Here is a 14,686-nt window from a genome sequence, read left to right as displayed (position 1 = left end):
CTAAATTACACCAAATAGTAAACAACCTGGAGGAGAGAAACCAATGAGTATTCAAAAACCTAAGCGTTCTTATATCTTACCTGCCGTGTCGCTTGCCCTGATGCTGGCACTCTCGGCTTGCGGAGGGGGGACCAATGTGAATAACGCTGCCGGAAACAATGCTGCAGGAAGCCCGGACAATTCCCCGGCAGCCGGTAGCGGAGAAAAAGTAAAGCTGACCATGTTTATCTGGGCCGGCTCCAATCAGGATGTGGTTCCTAAGGAAGTCGTAGCTGAATATGTAAAAAACCATCCGAATGTTGAGGTGACCTTCGAGGAATCCTCCAATTCTGTAATGTATCCGAAAATGCTGGCAGGCAAGCAGGCCGATGCTGACAATCCGATTGTAAACTTCGGGTATTTCAATGCGGATGCTTCGGCGAAGGGCCTCAATGACGATATGTGGGAGCCGCTGGATCCGGCCATTGTGACGAATATGAAGGATATTCCCGAATCCTTCCATACAACAGACAACAAGGGTATCGTCTGGGGAGTATCCAGCTTTGCGCTGGTCTACAACAAGGATCTGGTGAAGACACCGCCCACAAGCTGGAACGATCTGTGGGGAAGCGAAGAGTTCAAAGGCAAAACTGCATTGTGGGATTACATGTTCTATTCTTATCTCTCCCCGCTTCTGGCTGTAAAAGGGGAAGAACTCGGCGCATCCTATGACAATCCTGAACCAGCCTTCCAATTCTGGGCAGACAACAGCGATCAAATCGGAACGCTGGTTACCTCGAACGATCAGCTTAAGGGTCTGCTTGACTCAGGCGACGCGCTGATTGCTCCATTCAGTGCACAGGTAGCACAAACATGGATCGAAGGCGGCTCCCCACTGGCTGTAGCCTATCCTAAGGAAGGTGCGATTTCCTTCCCGTATTCCCTGCAGGTTGTCAAAGGCTCCACACCAGAGCAGGAAAAAGTGGCCAACGAGATCATTAATGAGCTTCTTAGCGCAGAAGCGCTGTCCCGGTATGCTGAGGTAACAGGAACTCCAGTTACAAGTACAGCTGCAGCGATTCCGGATAAATACAAGGATGATCCATCCTTCTCCGTTGAAGAACAGGGCAAGGGGATTAATCCGGACTGGGATACGTTGGCCAAGAACAGCTCTGCCTGGAAGGATCTATGGGACCGTCTGGTCAAAACAGAGCTATAATCCGGCAGCTGTCATCAACCGAATAGATAGGAGATGAGCACAATGAGCGGCGGAGTGGGGCCGATTGCAATCGAGACGCGGGACGTGGTCAAGCGTTATGCGGGAAGTACTGCCGTTAATCAGGTATCGCTACAGGTGAAACGGGGAGAGTTCGTCTCTCTCCTCGGGCCCAGCGGCTGCGGGAAAACCACGCTGCTCCGGCTTCTCGGCGGTTTGGAGCAGCCAGATGAGGGTGCAGTACTGCTGTCGGGACAGGATGTCTCAGGTATTCCGGCTTATGGCCGCAATACGAATATGATTTTTCAGCAGCTGGCATTGTTTCCCCATATGGATGTTTTCAACAATATCGCTTATGGCTTGAAGGTCAGAAAAACGCCGAAAAGCGAAATCAAACGGCGTGTTCAGGAGATGCTGGAACTGGTGCAGCTCGGTGATTACAGCCGGCGTGCCATTTCCCAGCTGTCCGGCGGTCAGGCGCAGCGTGTTGCCATTGCCCGCGCTTTGATTAACAAGCCGGAAGTTCTCCTGCTGGACGAGCCGTTATCAGCACTGGATATGCAGCTGCGTCTGGATATGCAGCGGGAACTGAAACGGATACAGCGCGAATTCGGAGGCACGTTCATTTTCGTTACTCATGATCAGAATGAGGCGATGAACATGTCGGACCGCATTGGTGTCATGCGTGGCGGCAAGCTGCTTCAATACGGGACGCCTGATGAAATTTACGAACGGCCGGTTGACAGCTTTGTAGCCAAATTCATCGGCGATACGAACCTGCAGCAGGTTAAGATAGTGGGTACTGAAGAAGGCCTGGTATGGGTTCAAGCAGGCGGTTTGAAGCTTGCCGTGCGGCCGCAGGAAGGACTTTCGGCGATTTCTGCAGGTGGCGGGGCTTCGCTGTCTATCCGGTACGAGTATCTAAGGATAGGTGCAGAGGCAAATAGCTGCGTCAACCGTCTGGAAGGAACCGTCACCGAGAGTGTGTATGGCGGTGCAAGCATCCGGTACACGCTGGATATGGGCGGTCATATCAAGCTGCAGGCCAGCAGTCTGTATCAGCGGGGAGATGCCCGGTATGCACCAGGAGATTCGCTGCAAATCGGATTCAATCCCGAAGATGGACTGCTTTTGCCTATAGAGGCACCTGCCTACGAGGAGAGTTCCTTATGATGCGTGCAACTGGCAAGCTTATAGGGCTGTTCTCCCATAGGAACCGTACCTGGGCTGCACAACTGCTGTTGCTTCTGCCTGCACTTGTCCTAATGGGTGTCGTCTATCTGGGTGGTCTGCTGATCTTCGGCCGGTACAGTTTTGATCTCTACGAGAACGGGCGGCTGATCAGGGATTGGAATTTGGCATCCTACCGTGCTTTCCTTGGAGATCCCTATTATTGGACCTTGATAGCCACCACCTTTAGAGTTGCCGCCAAGGTTACCTTATGGAGCCTGCTGCTTGCCTATCCGCTGGCCTACTGTATTGCCGGACTGAAGCGGGTGGTACTGAAGCAGACCCTCTTGCTGCTCACATTTCTTCCACTTCTGGTCAGTGCTGTTGTCAGATCATACGGATGGCAGCTGCTGTTGTCCAAACAGGGTTTCATAAACTGGCTGTTTGTAGAGCTCAGCCTAACGGATAACGGTTTTGAGATGATGTACAATGAGACCGGTGTGGTTGTTGCACTGGTACATATCTTTTTGCCGTTTATGGTATTCCCGCTCTTGAATGTGCTGACCCAGTCTGACGGTACGCTGAAGGCGGCGGCCCATGATCTGGGTGCAGGCAAATGGCGCACGTTTCTCACCATTACACTGCCCTTGTCCGCGCGGGGGATTGCCAGCGGAGTGCAAATTGTCTTCACACTTTGCCTGACCGCATTTACAACCCCGCAGCTGATCGGAGGCGGGCGCGTCATGACGCTTCCGGTATTGATTTATCAGCGTACATTGGATACGAACTGGCCGATGGCAGCCGTGGCGAGCCTCTTTTTATTTGTTTCGTCGATCGTCGTCTCAATGATTGTGAACAAGGGAGCCGACTGGCTGATGTTCCGGCGTACACGGGCAGGGGGACAAAGCCATGTCTAAAAAAACACGGAATTACAAGTGGGTTCTCTATGTAGGTGTCGGCGCGGTCGGGCTATATCTGCTGCTTCCGCTGTTGATGATCCTGCTGACTTCCTTAAGCAGCGGAACCTCCAGCAAGTTTCCGCCCGAAGGGCTGACGCTGGAATGGTATAGCCGTCTGGGAGATCAGAAGCAGTTCATGGAAGCCTTCCGGAACAGCATTCTCGCTTCAGCGGGTGCGGTTTTGTTGGCTCTCATTACAGGTACGCTGGCTGCACTGGCCATTGTTCATTATCCTTTTCCGGGCAGAGGGCTTTTGCGGGCCTTTTTTATGTCACCAATGGTAATGCCCAAAATTACACTGGGCGTGGCGTATCTGATTCTGTTCTCAAAGATGCATATCGCCGGAGGATTGTTTGCCCTGATTCTGGGGGAGGCGGTCATCGTACTGCCGTTTGTACTGTCTATTGTGGGCAGCGCTCTGGCCAACCTGAATCCGGCACACCGCGAGGCTGCTGCGGATTTGGGTGCGGGTCCATTTCGTATTTTTTTCACGGTTACGTTGCCGCAGCTGCGGCTTTCACTTCTTCTGGCAGGCTCCATTTCCTTTGTCTTCACCTTCGATCAGGTTGAGACAGCATTGCTTATTCTGCGTCAGGGAAATTACACCTTGCCTATTCAGCTCTTTCTGTATATGGAAAAATGGCAGGATCCTACGGTTGCCGTTGTTTCCGTCGTACTGATTGCCTTTGCGCTCGCTTTGTTCTTTGCAATCAAACTGGTCATCCGTTCCGCACCGGGCGTGGAAAACATGCTCGGCAGCAGAACGAATAAAAGGAGGTCTTGAACCTGATGGACAAGCCAATTTCGATACCTGTTTCCGGAGTGAACCGGACACGTGCTGCTGAAGTGATGGCTGCCAGCAGCTTGGCTGCTCTTGTAGCAACCACACCGGAGAATATTAACTATATTCTAGGCTCTCAGCTGCGGGCCAGCAACTGGACCATGCAAATCTATGCGGTACTGCCACAGGAACCGGAAGCCCGTCCCTGTGTCATTATTCCGACCAACCGGCTGGGTGTAATCGCACAGATGGGGATTACCGGCGCGGATTTATATGTGTATAGCGACTTTTTTGTGGAGGGATCTATCGAAGGCAAGCCATCCACGCCGGATATTGATCTCTTTTACTCCTTGCTGCAGAATACGACAACCCATGCGGGACCGATTGAAGCCTTGGAGGCGGCACTTGAGCATCTTGGCCTCAAAGGACAAGCGGTCGGCGTGGATGAGATGAGAATTGCTCCGGATCTGCTTGCCAAATTTGCCGGTGGACTTCCCGGCGGACAAGCTATGCCTGCGTATAAACTGTTCCGTCAAATCCGCCAGATCAAAACACCGTTTGAAATCGAACGTCTGAGGCAGTCTGCGGTTCTGAATGAGGCCATTGAGCAGCAATTAATCGATCTGATCGCCGCAGGTGTGCACGAGAAAGAGTTGGCCGACCATTACCGGCTTGCCGTGATGAGAGCAGGCGGCACCCCCGCAATGACGGCGGTCGGTGCAGGGCCGCGCAGTGCTCTTCCCCTGATTGAGAATTATTTCCGCGTCATCGAGCCAGGGGATCAGATCCGTTTTGATCTGTGTCTCCAATTGGAAGGTTACTGGGGAGATACCGGCAGAACGGTTGTGCTTGGTGAAGCCACCCCATGGATGGAACATCACTTTCAGGCGGTACGCAGCGGCTGGGAGCAGGCACTTGAAACGATCCGTCCCGGTGTGAAAGCATCCGATGTCTTCCAGGCAGCCGTAGCCAGAGTTCAGAAGGAAGGGATTCCTCATTACCGGCGCCAGCATGTGGGACATGCCATCGGCCTGGAATTGTACGATGATATCACCCTGTCGCCCGGGGATCACCGCGTTCTGGAGCCTGGAATGGTACTGTGTGTGGAAGTTCCTTATTATGAATTGGGTGCTGGAGGGTTTCAGATTGAAGACACCATTGTAGTGACAGCGGACGGTTATGAATTTCTGACACATATGGAACGCAAGCTGTTCCGCAAATAACAAGGGAAGGTTCCGGTCAACCGGTCCTGTTCCGACAACCGGAGCTTCTCCAGTGAAGAAGGTTGGAAGCAATGAAGATTCTGCAGGGTTCAAAATCGTTCCGCAACGTTAGCCTTGCACTGTTTGCCGGAGGGTTCGTCACCTTCGCGCTTCTGTACACCCTGCAGCCGTTGATGCCGGAAATCACCGGTGCGTTTGGAATCACACCGACAGAAGCCAGTTTAACACTGTCCGTCACCACCATATCCATGGCACTGACCATGCTGTTCATAGGTTCTCTATCCGATGCCGTTGGCCGCAGAGCTATTATGACAGTATCGCTTGTCGCCGCTTCCGTGATCGCCATTATCTCCGCTTTCAGCCCGTATTTCCCTGTGCTACTGCTGCTGCGCATCCTGCAGGGGATTGCACTGGCCGGATTGCCGGCTATTGCAATGACCTATCTGGTGGAAGAGATTGATCCTGCCAGTCTGGGTTATGCGATGGGATTATATATCAGCGGCAATTCCATCGGAGGGATGGCCGGCCGGATCATCAGCGGTTTACTCACCGACTGGTTCGGTTGGCGGGCGGCAGTCGGTGCGATTGGCTTGCTGGGCCTGGCCGCAGCGATGATATTCTGGCTGGTGATTCCGCCTTCGCGCCATTTCGTGAAGCAGACAGGCAAGCTTAGCAAGGTTATTCCACTGCTCTGGTCACAATGCCGCAATCCCCGGCTCTTATGCTTGTATGGGCTGGGTTTTCTGCTGATGGGCAGCTTTGTCACCTTATTCAATTATATTGGCTTCGAACTGACAGGTGAACCGTACAACCTTAGCCAGTCACTGGTCGGCAGCATTTTTGTCGTTTATCTGATGGGAACCTTCAGTTCCACTTGGATGGGACGGCTGGCTGACCGATATGGCCGCAGCGGTGTGGTCATGCTCGCGCTGGCCATTATCTTAACGGGGGCACTTTGCACCCTGCATCCCTTCCTGTGGGTCAAAATCATCGGTCTGGCGCTGTTTGCCTTTGGTTTCTTTGGTGGACACTCCATTGCCAGCAGCTGGGTAGGCCTGGTGGCCGATGAGCATAAGTCGCAGGCCAACGCACTTTATCTCTTTTTCTATTACGTGGGCTCCAGCTTCAGCGGTACGGGTGGCGGAGTGCTGTACGGAAATTTCGGCTGGGGAGGCATCATCAGTATGATAGCAGCTTATGTGGCTTTAAGCCTGTTGCTATGCAGTTTCCTGGTGCGTAAGAGCCGGCTTGGACACCGGCGGTGAGGAGCAGACACAGCGGGAGATTACGAAGGATCAGGGGAGTTATGTGTGAAGGATAAAGATAACCAGCAGGAATGAGAGATTGAAGTCTCAATCCTGCTGGTTTTTTGTGTGATCATTAATATTGGGCTTTATTTCAATTAATTAATCTGCGGAATCTTCACAATCTCTACGAATTGCTTCTAGGAGAATCGTAATAGAGCATGCACAAGAAAAGGACATGCCGCTAAATGGTACAGATGATATGATGGAACTAAAGCTGTATTGAAATGAATAAAGATAAGGCTGAGAAACGGAGTAGATCCTCAAGATGAGAAAAATGCTGATGGGCCTGATTATAGTGGGCCTCGGATGTTTTGCTATATTATTCAGCCTAGTGAAAGCCTCAGATCATAAAGCCCAGAACCCCTCTCCCGCCCGGCATGGTGTACTGGATTTGAGCGTATGGGATTTTCAGGGAGAGCAGGTCGTTTCGCTGGATGGGCAATGGGAATTTTATTGGGATCAGCTGCTCAGGCCGGGGGGAGCACCTTCTGTTTCTCCTGGATATATGCAGGTACCCGGTTTTTGGAAGCATGCGAATGAAGACGGGGGTCTAAACAGCCAAGGAGCCGTTACCTACCGTCTGAAGGTTAAGCTTGAGCCTTCGGCAACGATGTATGGGCTTAGAATATCCAACATCCGCATGGCCAGCGAGATCTACGTGAACGGGGACAGGGTTGCCGGCAGCGGTAAGCCCGCGGAATCCGAAAGCCTGTATAGGTATGAGAATAAACCGTACAATGCCTTTTTTACGGTACAGGGAGATACGGCGGAGATCATTATCCATGCAGCGAATTATGAGAATTCGCAGGGCGGGATTCCTTATAGCCTTTATTTCGGGAGCGCCGGGGGAATTCTTAAGCTGAATACCCATACCACCATTCTCAATTTAATTCTGATTGTATCTCTCCTTATGCTCGGGTGTTATCAGCTTAGTGTGTTTATTATACGGAGAGAGGAAAGAGGACTTCTTTATTTCGGACTCAGCTGCATTATTATCGCCTGGTCTTTTGCCAGCAACGGTGACCGGATTCTGGTTGAGTATGTGAATCTGCCGCATGAGATTTATTATAAGATTCAAGCCGTATCGCTGTATCTCTCCCTGATCACGATGGTCATGTTTATTAAGACTATGTGTAAAAGCATGATTCCTGAGTGGTTAATTAATAGTGTTGTCGGTGTGACGGCATTGTACATCGGCTTTGTGCTGCTCACTCCGTTTCAATGGTATTCGCGTTTCAATGCGGTATTCAGCTATCTGCAACTATTCATCTATGTCATCATTCTGGGATTGATGCTTCATTCATACCTGAAGGGCAGGTATGGAGAATTCAGCAAACGGACACTGCTCCTCTTTATATTGGCCTTAGGCGGATATGTAATAGGGTTGTTTGATTACGGGTTGTATCTGAGCAGCCTGACGCCCACTTACACCATAGGATACTGCTCCATACTGATTTTTTGTTTTCTGGCCTCCTTCCTCCTGTCTTACCGGTATTCGGAAGCGTATAAGACGATAGAAGGAATGGCTGTAATGCTGCAGCAGGCGGATAAGCAGAAAGACGAGTTCCTGCTGCATACTTCTCACGAATTCCAGACTCCGCTTCATGGAATTATTAATTTATCCCAATCCATGCTGGAGGCAGGAGCCGGAGCAGAAGCAGAAGCCGGAGAACTCAGCGCAAGTCATATCCAGAATCTGTCCCTGATCAGAGATACCTCCAGAAGGCTCTCGGGACTGGTTCATGACATTCTGGATCTGGAGAAAATCAAACGCAACGAGCTAAAGGTTCAACTAACCGGTGTGGATGTCCGTGTGTCTGTCTCCCTCGTGTTCGATTTATTCCAGGGTTTGATTACTGGTAAAAAAATCAGGTTTGTCAATGCCGTACCGGAGCATCTGCCCCTCGTCTATGCGGATGAGGACCGGCTCAGGCAAATTCTCCATAATCTGGTCGGCAATGCGGTGAAATTTACTCAAGAGGGTATGATTTCGATTCATGCTCAGGTGATAGAGGGTCAGGTCAAAGTTGTGGTGGAGGATACCGGAGTGGGGATGAGCTTATCTGACTGGGAGGATATATTCCAGCCCTTTGAGCAAGCACACTCTCCTGAGGAGTACGGGGGAACAGGACTGGGGTTGTTTATCTGCAGGAAGCTGCTGCATTTAATGGGCGGTACCATCAAGGTAGAATGGTCAGAACCGGAGCAGGGGACGGGCATCGCTTTTACACTTCCGGTTGCCGAAGCAGCCCGGAATTCACTCCCGGATTACGAAGCAGCCAAGGAATCTGTCTCCATAAGCGAAGAATGGGGCATAGCGGAATTACCAGGCCGGAGCAAGAGTACCTTCACGCTGCTGGCCGTTGACGATGAACCATCCAATCTCCAGGTCCTGTCCCGGGTTTTTGCCAATGAGCCTTATCAGGTTATCTGGGCGACCAACGGGCTGGAGGCCTTGGAAATGCTGAAGAAACGCTCTGATATCGACCTGGTTCTGCTCGATGTAATGATGCCCAAAATGTCGGGGGTTGAAGTCTGCAGAGAGATCCGCGAGCAATATTCCCTATTTGAGCTGCCTGTTGTATTGCTGACGGCGCGTTACGGCAATAGCGATATTGCTGCCGGCTTCAAGGCAGGGGCGAATGATTATATCATCAAGCCGTTTGATGCTGCAGAGGTCAGGGCCAGGACGGAAACGCTCCTGAAGCTTAAGAAGTCAGTGGAAGAAGCCTTGAAGGCAGAGGTGGATTTTCTCCAGTCGCAGATTAAACCGCATTTCTTGTTCAATTCCTTGAACTCGATTATTGCCTTATGCCGGACAGACGGCGCGCGTGCGGAGAAGCTGATTATGCATTTAAGCTATTACTTAAGAAGAAGCTTTGACCCGAAGCCTGACAGCTTTGTCCGGATCGAGGACGAATTACAGCTGGTCGATGCTTACGTGCAAATTGAGGAAGCCCGGTTTGAGGAGAGGCTTACGGTTGTATATGATGTGGACCCGCAGGTACTGAAGCGAAAGATTTTGCCGCTGACGATACAGCCTTTGGTAGAGAACGCTATCCGGCATGGGGTAACGAAGAAAATGGAGGGAGGAACGGTCAGAATCTCCATCTCCCTGGACAAGGATACGGTTTATGTGGAGGTGTGGGATAACGGGGGCGGTATCAGTGAGACGGGAATCCAAGCCTTATGGACAAGCGAAAGGGCTTCTTCCGAAAGAAGGGGAGTTGGACTCGTAAATATTCAGCGGAGACTGAAGCATTTCTATGGAGAAGCATTACAGGTATCCAGTGAAGAAGGGGAATGGACAAGCGTTCGGTTTCAGTTCAAAATTCAGCATTACGCGTAAGCCTTAGAAGAGGGAAGGGTCATTCATGAGAGTTGCAATTGTTGACGATGAACGGCTGGCGGTCCAGCGGCTTGTGCAAATCCTGGAGTGCCGTGACGATGTCGAAGTGGTTGGGGCATATACCAAATATACAGAGCTGCTGCATGAATTCACCCGGCTAAGACCTGATGCAGTCTTTCTGGATATTGATATGCCCGGAATGAACGGGCTGGAATTGGCCGCTTCCTTAATTGAGCTAGACGAGCACGTGGAAATTGTATTTATTACGGCTTATGATCAATATGCACTGGAGGCCTTCCGCGTAAATGCTGTCGATTACCTGCTCAAGCCGGTTGACGAGGATGCTTTGGCACGTACCCTCAAACGGCTCAACAATTATATTACAAAAGATTACTAAATAGGCAATAATTGATTCGCCATCAGTCGCAGCAGGAAAATCAATTGACTTGGACTCAGGTTTATAAATTATGAAACTGCAGATCAAACAGTAAAAAGATATAATAAGAGAAAACTGCCAGGATGATCCGGTTCGGATTGTTCCTAATCCATTGGAGGCTATTATGTTTCAAGTAACGGAAGCAACAGGGTGTCCTTTTGACAGAGGCTATTTAATGAAGGAAACGCATACATTCGATATCCGCAATTATGGGGCGGATCCGGAGAATGCTCCTGTGGAGAATACCAAGGCAATTAACCGCGCCATTCAGGCAGCATCTGTAGAAGGCGGCACAGTGGTTATTCCTGAAGGCAGCTTCAGAGTATATACGATTCGACTGCGGAGCGGCGTTAATCTGTACTTGTCGGCTGGGAGCGTGCTTTCCGCAGCAAGAACGGATATCCGTCATTCCTATGAGCAGCAGAACGGAGAAGGCGGCAATTATGAAGAGCCTGAGGTTAATTTATATGCTGGTCTGCAGGATCACGGTCATACGTACTTTGCCAACAGCCTGATTTATGGCGCGGATATCCAGAATGTGATGATTTATGGGCCCGGGCTGCTGGATGGAAGTTCTTTGAATGATGAGGGAGAACTGGAGCAGGTTCTGATGGGCGGGGACCCGCATGAGCCATTGCGCCGGGACGAGCCCGGTCACCGCGGTGAATGGTTCGGCAATAAGGCGATTGCGATGGTGCGGTGCGAGAATGTCGCATTCTGCGACTTTTCTATCCTGGCCGGCGGCCATTTTGCCATTATAGCAACCTGTGTGAAGAATCTGCATGTCGGGCATATTCTTGTGGATACGAACCGGGATGCGTTTGATGTGGACTGCTGCGAGAATGTGACCATTGTTCATTCCACCTTCAATTCATTAACCGACGATGCTATTGTGCTGAAGGCCTCCTATGGCGGTGGAATCTTTATGCCGCTCCGCAATGTATTGATTGAAGACTGCGTGGTTAGCGGCTACGACACAGGCTCCGTATATGCGGGAACGTATACACAGGACAAGCTGATTGCAACAGACCGCTGCGGTCCTACCGCCCGCGTCAAGCTGGGTACGGAATCTACCTGTGGTTATGATTGTGTCACGGTCCGCCGTGTAGCGTTTAACCGGTCGAGAGGTTTTGCCCTTGAGGCCGTCGACGGGGCGGACTTAAGCCATATTATTTTTGAAGACTCCACGATGGAGGATATCAGCAGCTCGCCTATTTTCATCAAAATAGGAGACCGGGGACGTTTCCCGGTCACGGGGAATAGCACCGGGGAAGAGTTGATAGCGGCACGGGATGCAGCACCAAATGTAAGATTGGACCAGCCTAACTGGGTGCTGCCGGCCAAGGAGCCGTATCAGGTGTATCCGGCAAGGCGCTATCTGCCAGCCTATAACAGAACACGCAAGGTTTCTGTGGACGGTGTGTCTGCTTTTAATGTTGTAGACCCTGAGCAGCCTTGCCGGTTGAACCCTGCTAACTATCAGGAAGAGGGCGGCAAATGGTTTGCTGTCCGCTACGATGAGCACTCGAAGAAGTATGTGCCTGACTACACTAAGGAATTACACGAAAGCGAGCTGCAGCTGTATGGCAATGCCAATGGTAGCGGCCGTATAGCCAATGTTCACGATATTATCATCCGCAATATTACCGCTAAGAATGTCGACCCCCGCTATCCCATTGAACTGATGGGGCTGGTAGGCAACCGGATTAAGAATGTCTCGATCACCAATATTCAAGTGGAGTACCGCGGTGGTCTAAGTCTGGAGCATGCGGTGGAACAGCGCCAGCTGAATACGAACTGGGAATATACCCGGTACGGCAGTCCGAAGCGCAGCATTCAGTTGCTGCCGTGGCTGGTGAACACCTTTTTCCTGAAAAATGAAGGGTTATTGCCCCGGGTCGAATGGGATACACAATCAGAAGGGTGGAAAGATGCGCCATTCAATGTACCAGAGCTGCCGGAGGTATATCCTGAGCCCAGCAACTGGGGGATCCTGCCGGCTTACGGTCTGTATGCCAGACATGTGGACAATCTGTATCTGAAGGAGATTCAGCTGGGCTATATGACGGAAGATACCCGGTATCCCATTGTGCTCGATGATGTTGTAAGTGGCACTCTTGAGCATATCCATGCCCGCCATGCGGAGGGGGTAGAAGAAGTCGTACTGGTAAGCAGCAGCTTCAAACGGCCCGCAGGCCTCGAATATGTGCAGGATTATCCGTATCAGCAGACTGCAGTTGAGAATGTGACAATGGACAGCAATCTGTCCGTCAAAAGGATAGCAGTCGAGGCACCTGCTCCGGGCACGCCGAAGGACCGCTTATATGCGCATGAAACGGTCGCGATTCCCGCTAACGGATACACATATCCGGTTGAGACAGGAAATTATCCATTGCCGCAGACGGTATTCAGGCCTTTCTTCACAGTTGTTCCGGCACAGAGCGTGAAGGCAGGTGAGACGCTATCCTTTGCTGTTGTAGCCAGACAGCCTGCTTGGGAGACTTCCAGCCGGGAGACGGATGGCAGGATTTATAACGAATCCAGCCCGGATAAGGACCCGGCAGTACAGGGGGTTGCTGAGCCGATGACTGTAACAACGGGCAATCTGCCTGAGGGGGCAACTTTTGACACCTCCTCTTTTGTAGCAGGCCAGGCTTGTATGTTTAGCTGGACTCCTGCTGCTGCTGCGGTTCGTGATGAACCTTACACTGCCACTTTTATTGCTGATGACGGGATAATCCCGGTCAAGATGAATGTCAGCATTAAGGTTGTAGGATGAACTATATGAAGAGATATATGAATTCAGTAGATCCCAAACGATTGATCATTATGCTTATCGGCAATGTGTTTCTGGGGATGGGCATCAGCATTTTTAAGCTGTCCGGAATGGGGAATGATCCCTTCAGCGGCATGGTGATGGCACTTGCAGACTCCAGCGGGCTCGCCTATGCGAATTTTCTGATCTTACTGAACCTGGTGTTGTTTGTAATCGAATTTCTCACCGGACGGAAGTATATTGGAGCCGGAACTTTCGTAAACGCCATTTTGCTGGGTTACATCGCTACCTTCTTTCATAGTACCTGGCTGGAGCTGCTCGGTGAACCCCAGTTATTGTGGCAGCGGGTGGTTACAGTGGCGATTGGCGTGGTGATCTGCAGCTTCGGGGTATCCATGTATCAGACGTCGGATGTGGGAATAGCACCCTATGACAGCCTGTCCCTGATTATGAGGAATAAGTTTCCGGCAATCTCTTATTTCTGGCACCGGATGTTTACAGACGCTTTTTGTGCTTTGATCTGCTTCCTGTTCGGAGGCATCATCGGTTTGGGGACGCTGGTGTCCGCACTGGGCCTTGGCCCGATCATTCATTTCTTTAATGTGAGTTTTACGAACAAGCTTCTGGCAAAAAAAGGTCCGCCAGCAAATGAAGATTCTATTTCGCTGAGTTAACATTAAACAAGGGTAGCCCGGACTCTGCAAAATATTGCAAGCCGGGCTACCCTTTTGTTGTATACTCAGTCCTTGGGTTCCCGTTTATCCTTGTGATCCGGTGCAATACCGGGAGCAGACACCTCCGGATCATCACCCATCAGAGCACCCACAATTTCGTCCAGCTTGCCAGCGGCCCCTTTTTCATCGTTCAGGCTTGAATCGGCTTCAGGTATAGGGTGAACGCCCGGGCTGCGCCCGTCAAGCGGAGCTTCCTTATTGTCCTTCATCTGTCCATCTCCTTTTTGTATGCAGCGTCTGTGATAGAATGCGTCAATAAAAGTCGTTCTATGTAACGATAACCGCCGCCCGGCCGGGTGAACCACCAAATTCTGCTTTTCACGATTCACATCCTCCTGTTAAAAGCTTGTCACCTTCTTGGTTTTATGAATATCTTCCGTACCGCTGTCTAAGGCAGTCTTATAATAAGAGCATTTATGTTCGATGACTTCCATCGTTTTCTTCAGCTCCTCCATCTGTGCTTCAACTGAGGCTTTCCGCTCCAGGAACATGTCATATCTCTGCCGCAGGGTGGAATCTCCCTCAGAGCACCACTCAATGAAATGTTTGATTTCCTTAATCGGCATCCCGGATGATTTCAGGCATTCAATTATTTTTAGAGCTTCCATATCCGCTTCCTTGAACACGCGTCTTCCGCTGGAGGTCCTTTCGATAAAGGGCATCAGACCTTCCTTGTCATAGTAACGCAGAGTATGCGGTGTCATATTAAAATGTTCTGCAGCCTCAGTTATAGAGTATGTCTTCATCACGAATCTC

Annotated in this window: 12 protein-coding genes; 10 read left to right on the top strand and 2 right to left on the bottom strand. The window is 50.9% G+C overall.

Annotated features, from left to right (window positions below; translation table 11 throughout):
- Positions 1–43 precede the first annotated feature (43 nt).
- From NSQ73_RS24715 to NSQ73_RS24670, 10 genes are all read left to right on the top strand, one after another.
- Positions 44–1,198: an ABC transporter substrate-binding protein gene (locus NSQ73_RS24715; protein WP_340988544.1), complete on the top strand. Its 1,155-nt coding sequence runs from the start codon at positions 44–46 to the stop codon at positions 1,196–1,198.
- A gap of 42 nt (positions 1,199–1,240) precedes the next feature.
- Positions 1,241–2,368, top strand: coding sequence for an ABC transporter ATP-binding protein (locus tag NSQ73_RS24710; protein WP_340988543.1), 1,128 nt, complete (start codon positions 1,241–1,243; stop codon positions 2,366–2,368).
- Complete coding sequence (locus tag NSQ73_RS24705) at positions 2,365–3,282, top strand: ABC transporter permease (protein WP_340988542.1); 918 nt, start codon at positions 2,365–2,367, stop codon at positions 3,280–3,282. Before NSQ73_RS24710 ends, NSQ73_RS24705 begins: the two co-directional genes overlap by 4 nt.
- Entirely contained in the window at positions 3,275–4,108 is an 834-nt protein-coding gene (locus NSQ73_RS24700) for an ABC transporter permease (RefSeq protein ID WP_076242472.1), read from the top strand. Before NSQ73_RS24705 ends, NSQ73_RS24700 begins: the two co-directional genes overlap by 8 nt.
- A gap of 5 nt (positions 4,109–4,113) precedes the next feature.
- The gene (locus NSQ73_RS24695; protein WP_340988541.1) at positions 4,114–5,328 is read left to right on the top strand and encodes a M24 family metallopeptidase; all 1,215 of its coding nucleotides are present in this window, start codon (positions 4,114–4,116) and stop codon (positions 5,326–5,328) included.
- A gap of 71 nt (positions 5,329–5,399) precedes the next feature.
- Positions 5,400–6,593 carry an MFS transporter gene (locus NSQ73_RS24690; RefSeq protein WP_340988540.1) on the top strand — a complete coding sequence of 398 codons (1,194 nt, stop codon included), beginning with the start codon at positions 5,400–5,402 and terminating at the stop codon, positions 6,591–6,593.
- Between the two features lie 307 nt (positions 6,594–6,900).
- The gene (locus NSQ73_RS24685) at positions 6,901–9,984 is read left to right on the top strand and encodes an ATP-binding protein (RefSeq protein ID WP_340988539.1); all 3,084 of its coding nucleotides are present in this window, start codon (positions 6,901–6,903) and stop codon (positions 9,982–9,984) included.
- Between the two features lie 25 nt (positions 9,985–10,009).
- A complete protein-coding gene (locus NSQ73_RS24680) occupies positions 10,010–10,381 on the top strand; it encodes a LytR/AlgR family response regulator transcription factor (protein ID WP_340988538.1) in 372 nt (123 codons plus the stop codon).
- 163 nt (positions 10,382–10,544) lie between these two features.
- Positions 10,545–13,199, top strand: a complete 2,655-nt coding sequence (locus NSQ73_RS24675) for a glycoside hydrolase family 28 protein (protein WP_340988537.1) — start codon at positions 10,545–10,547, stop codon at positions 13,197–13,199.
- A gap of 5 nt (positions 13,200–13,204) precedes the next feature.
- The gene (locus tag NSQ73_RS24670) at positions 13,205–13,870 is read left to right on the top strand and encodes a YczE/YyaS/YitT family protein (RefSeq protein ID WP_340988536.1); all 666 of its coding nucleotides are present in this window, start codon (positions 13,205–13,207) and stop codon (positions 13,868–13,870) included.
- 65 nt (positions 13,871–13,935) lie between these two features.
- Here NSQ73_RS24670 and NSQ73_RS24665 read toward each other — a convergent pair whose 3' ends face one another.
- Complete coding sequence (locus NSQ73_RS24665) at positions 13,936–14,139, bottom strand: hypothetical protein (RefSeq protein WP_340988535.1); 204 nt, start codon at positions 14,137–14,139, stop codon at positions 13,936–13,938.
- A 129-nt stretch (positions 14,140–14,268) separates the two neighbouring features.
- Positions 14,269–14,676, bottom strand: a complete 408-nt coding sequence (locus NSQ73_RS24660; RefSeq protein WP_340988534.1) for a MerR family transcriptional regulator — start codon at positions 14,674–14,676, stop codon at positions 14,269–14,271.
- Positions 14,677–14,686: the final 10 nt, after the last annotated feature.

Origin of the sequence: Paenibacillus sp. FSL R10-2736, from assembly GCF_038000245.1 — a bacterium.
GTDB lineage: Bacteria > Bacillota > Bacilli > Paenibacillales > Paenibacillaceae > Paenibacillus_AQ > Paenibacillus_AQ phytohabitans.
The sequence above is the reverse complement of the archived record's forward strand: the minus strand, read 5'-3'. Positions and strand labels throughout refer to the sequence as shown.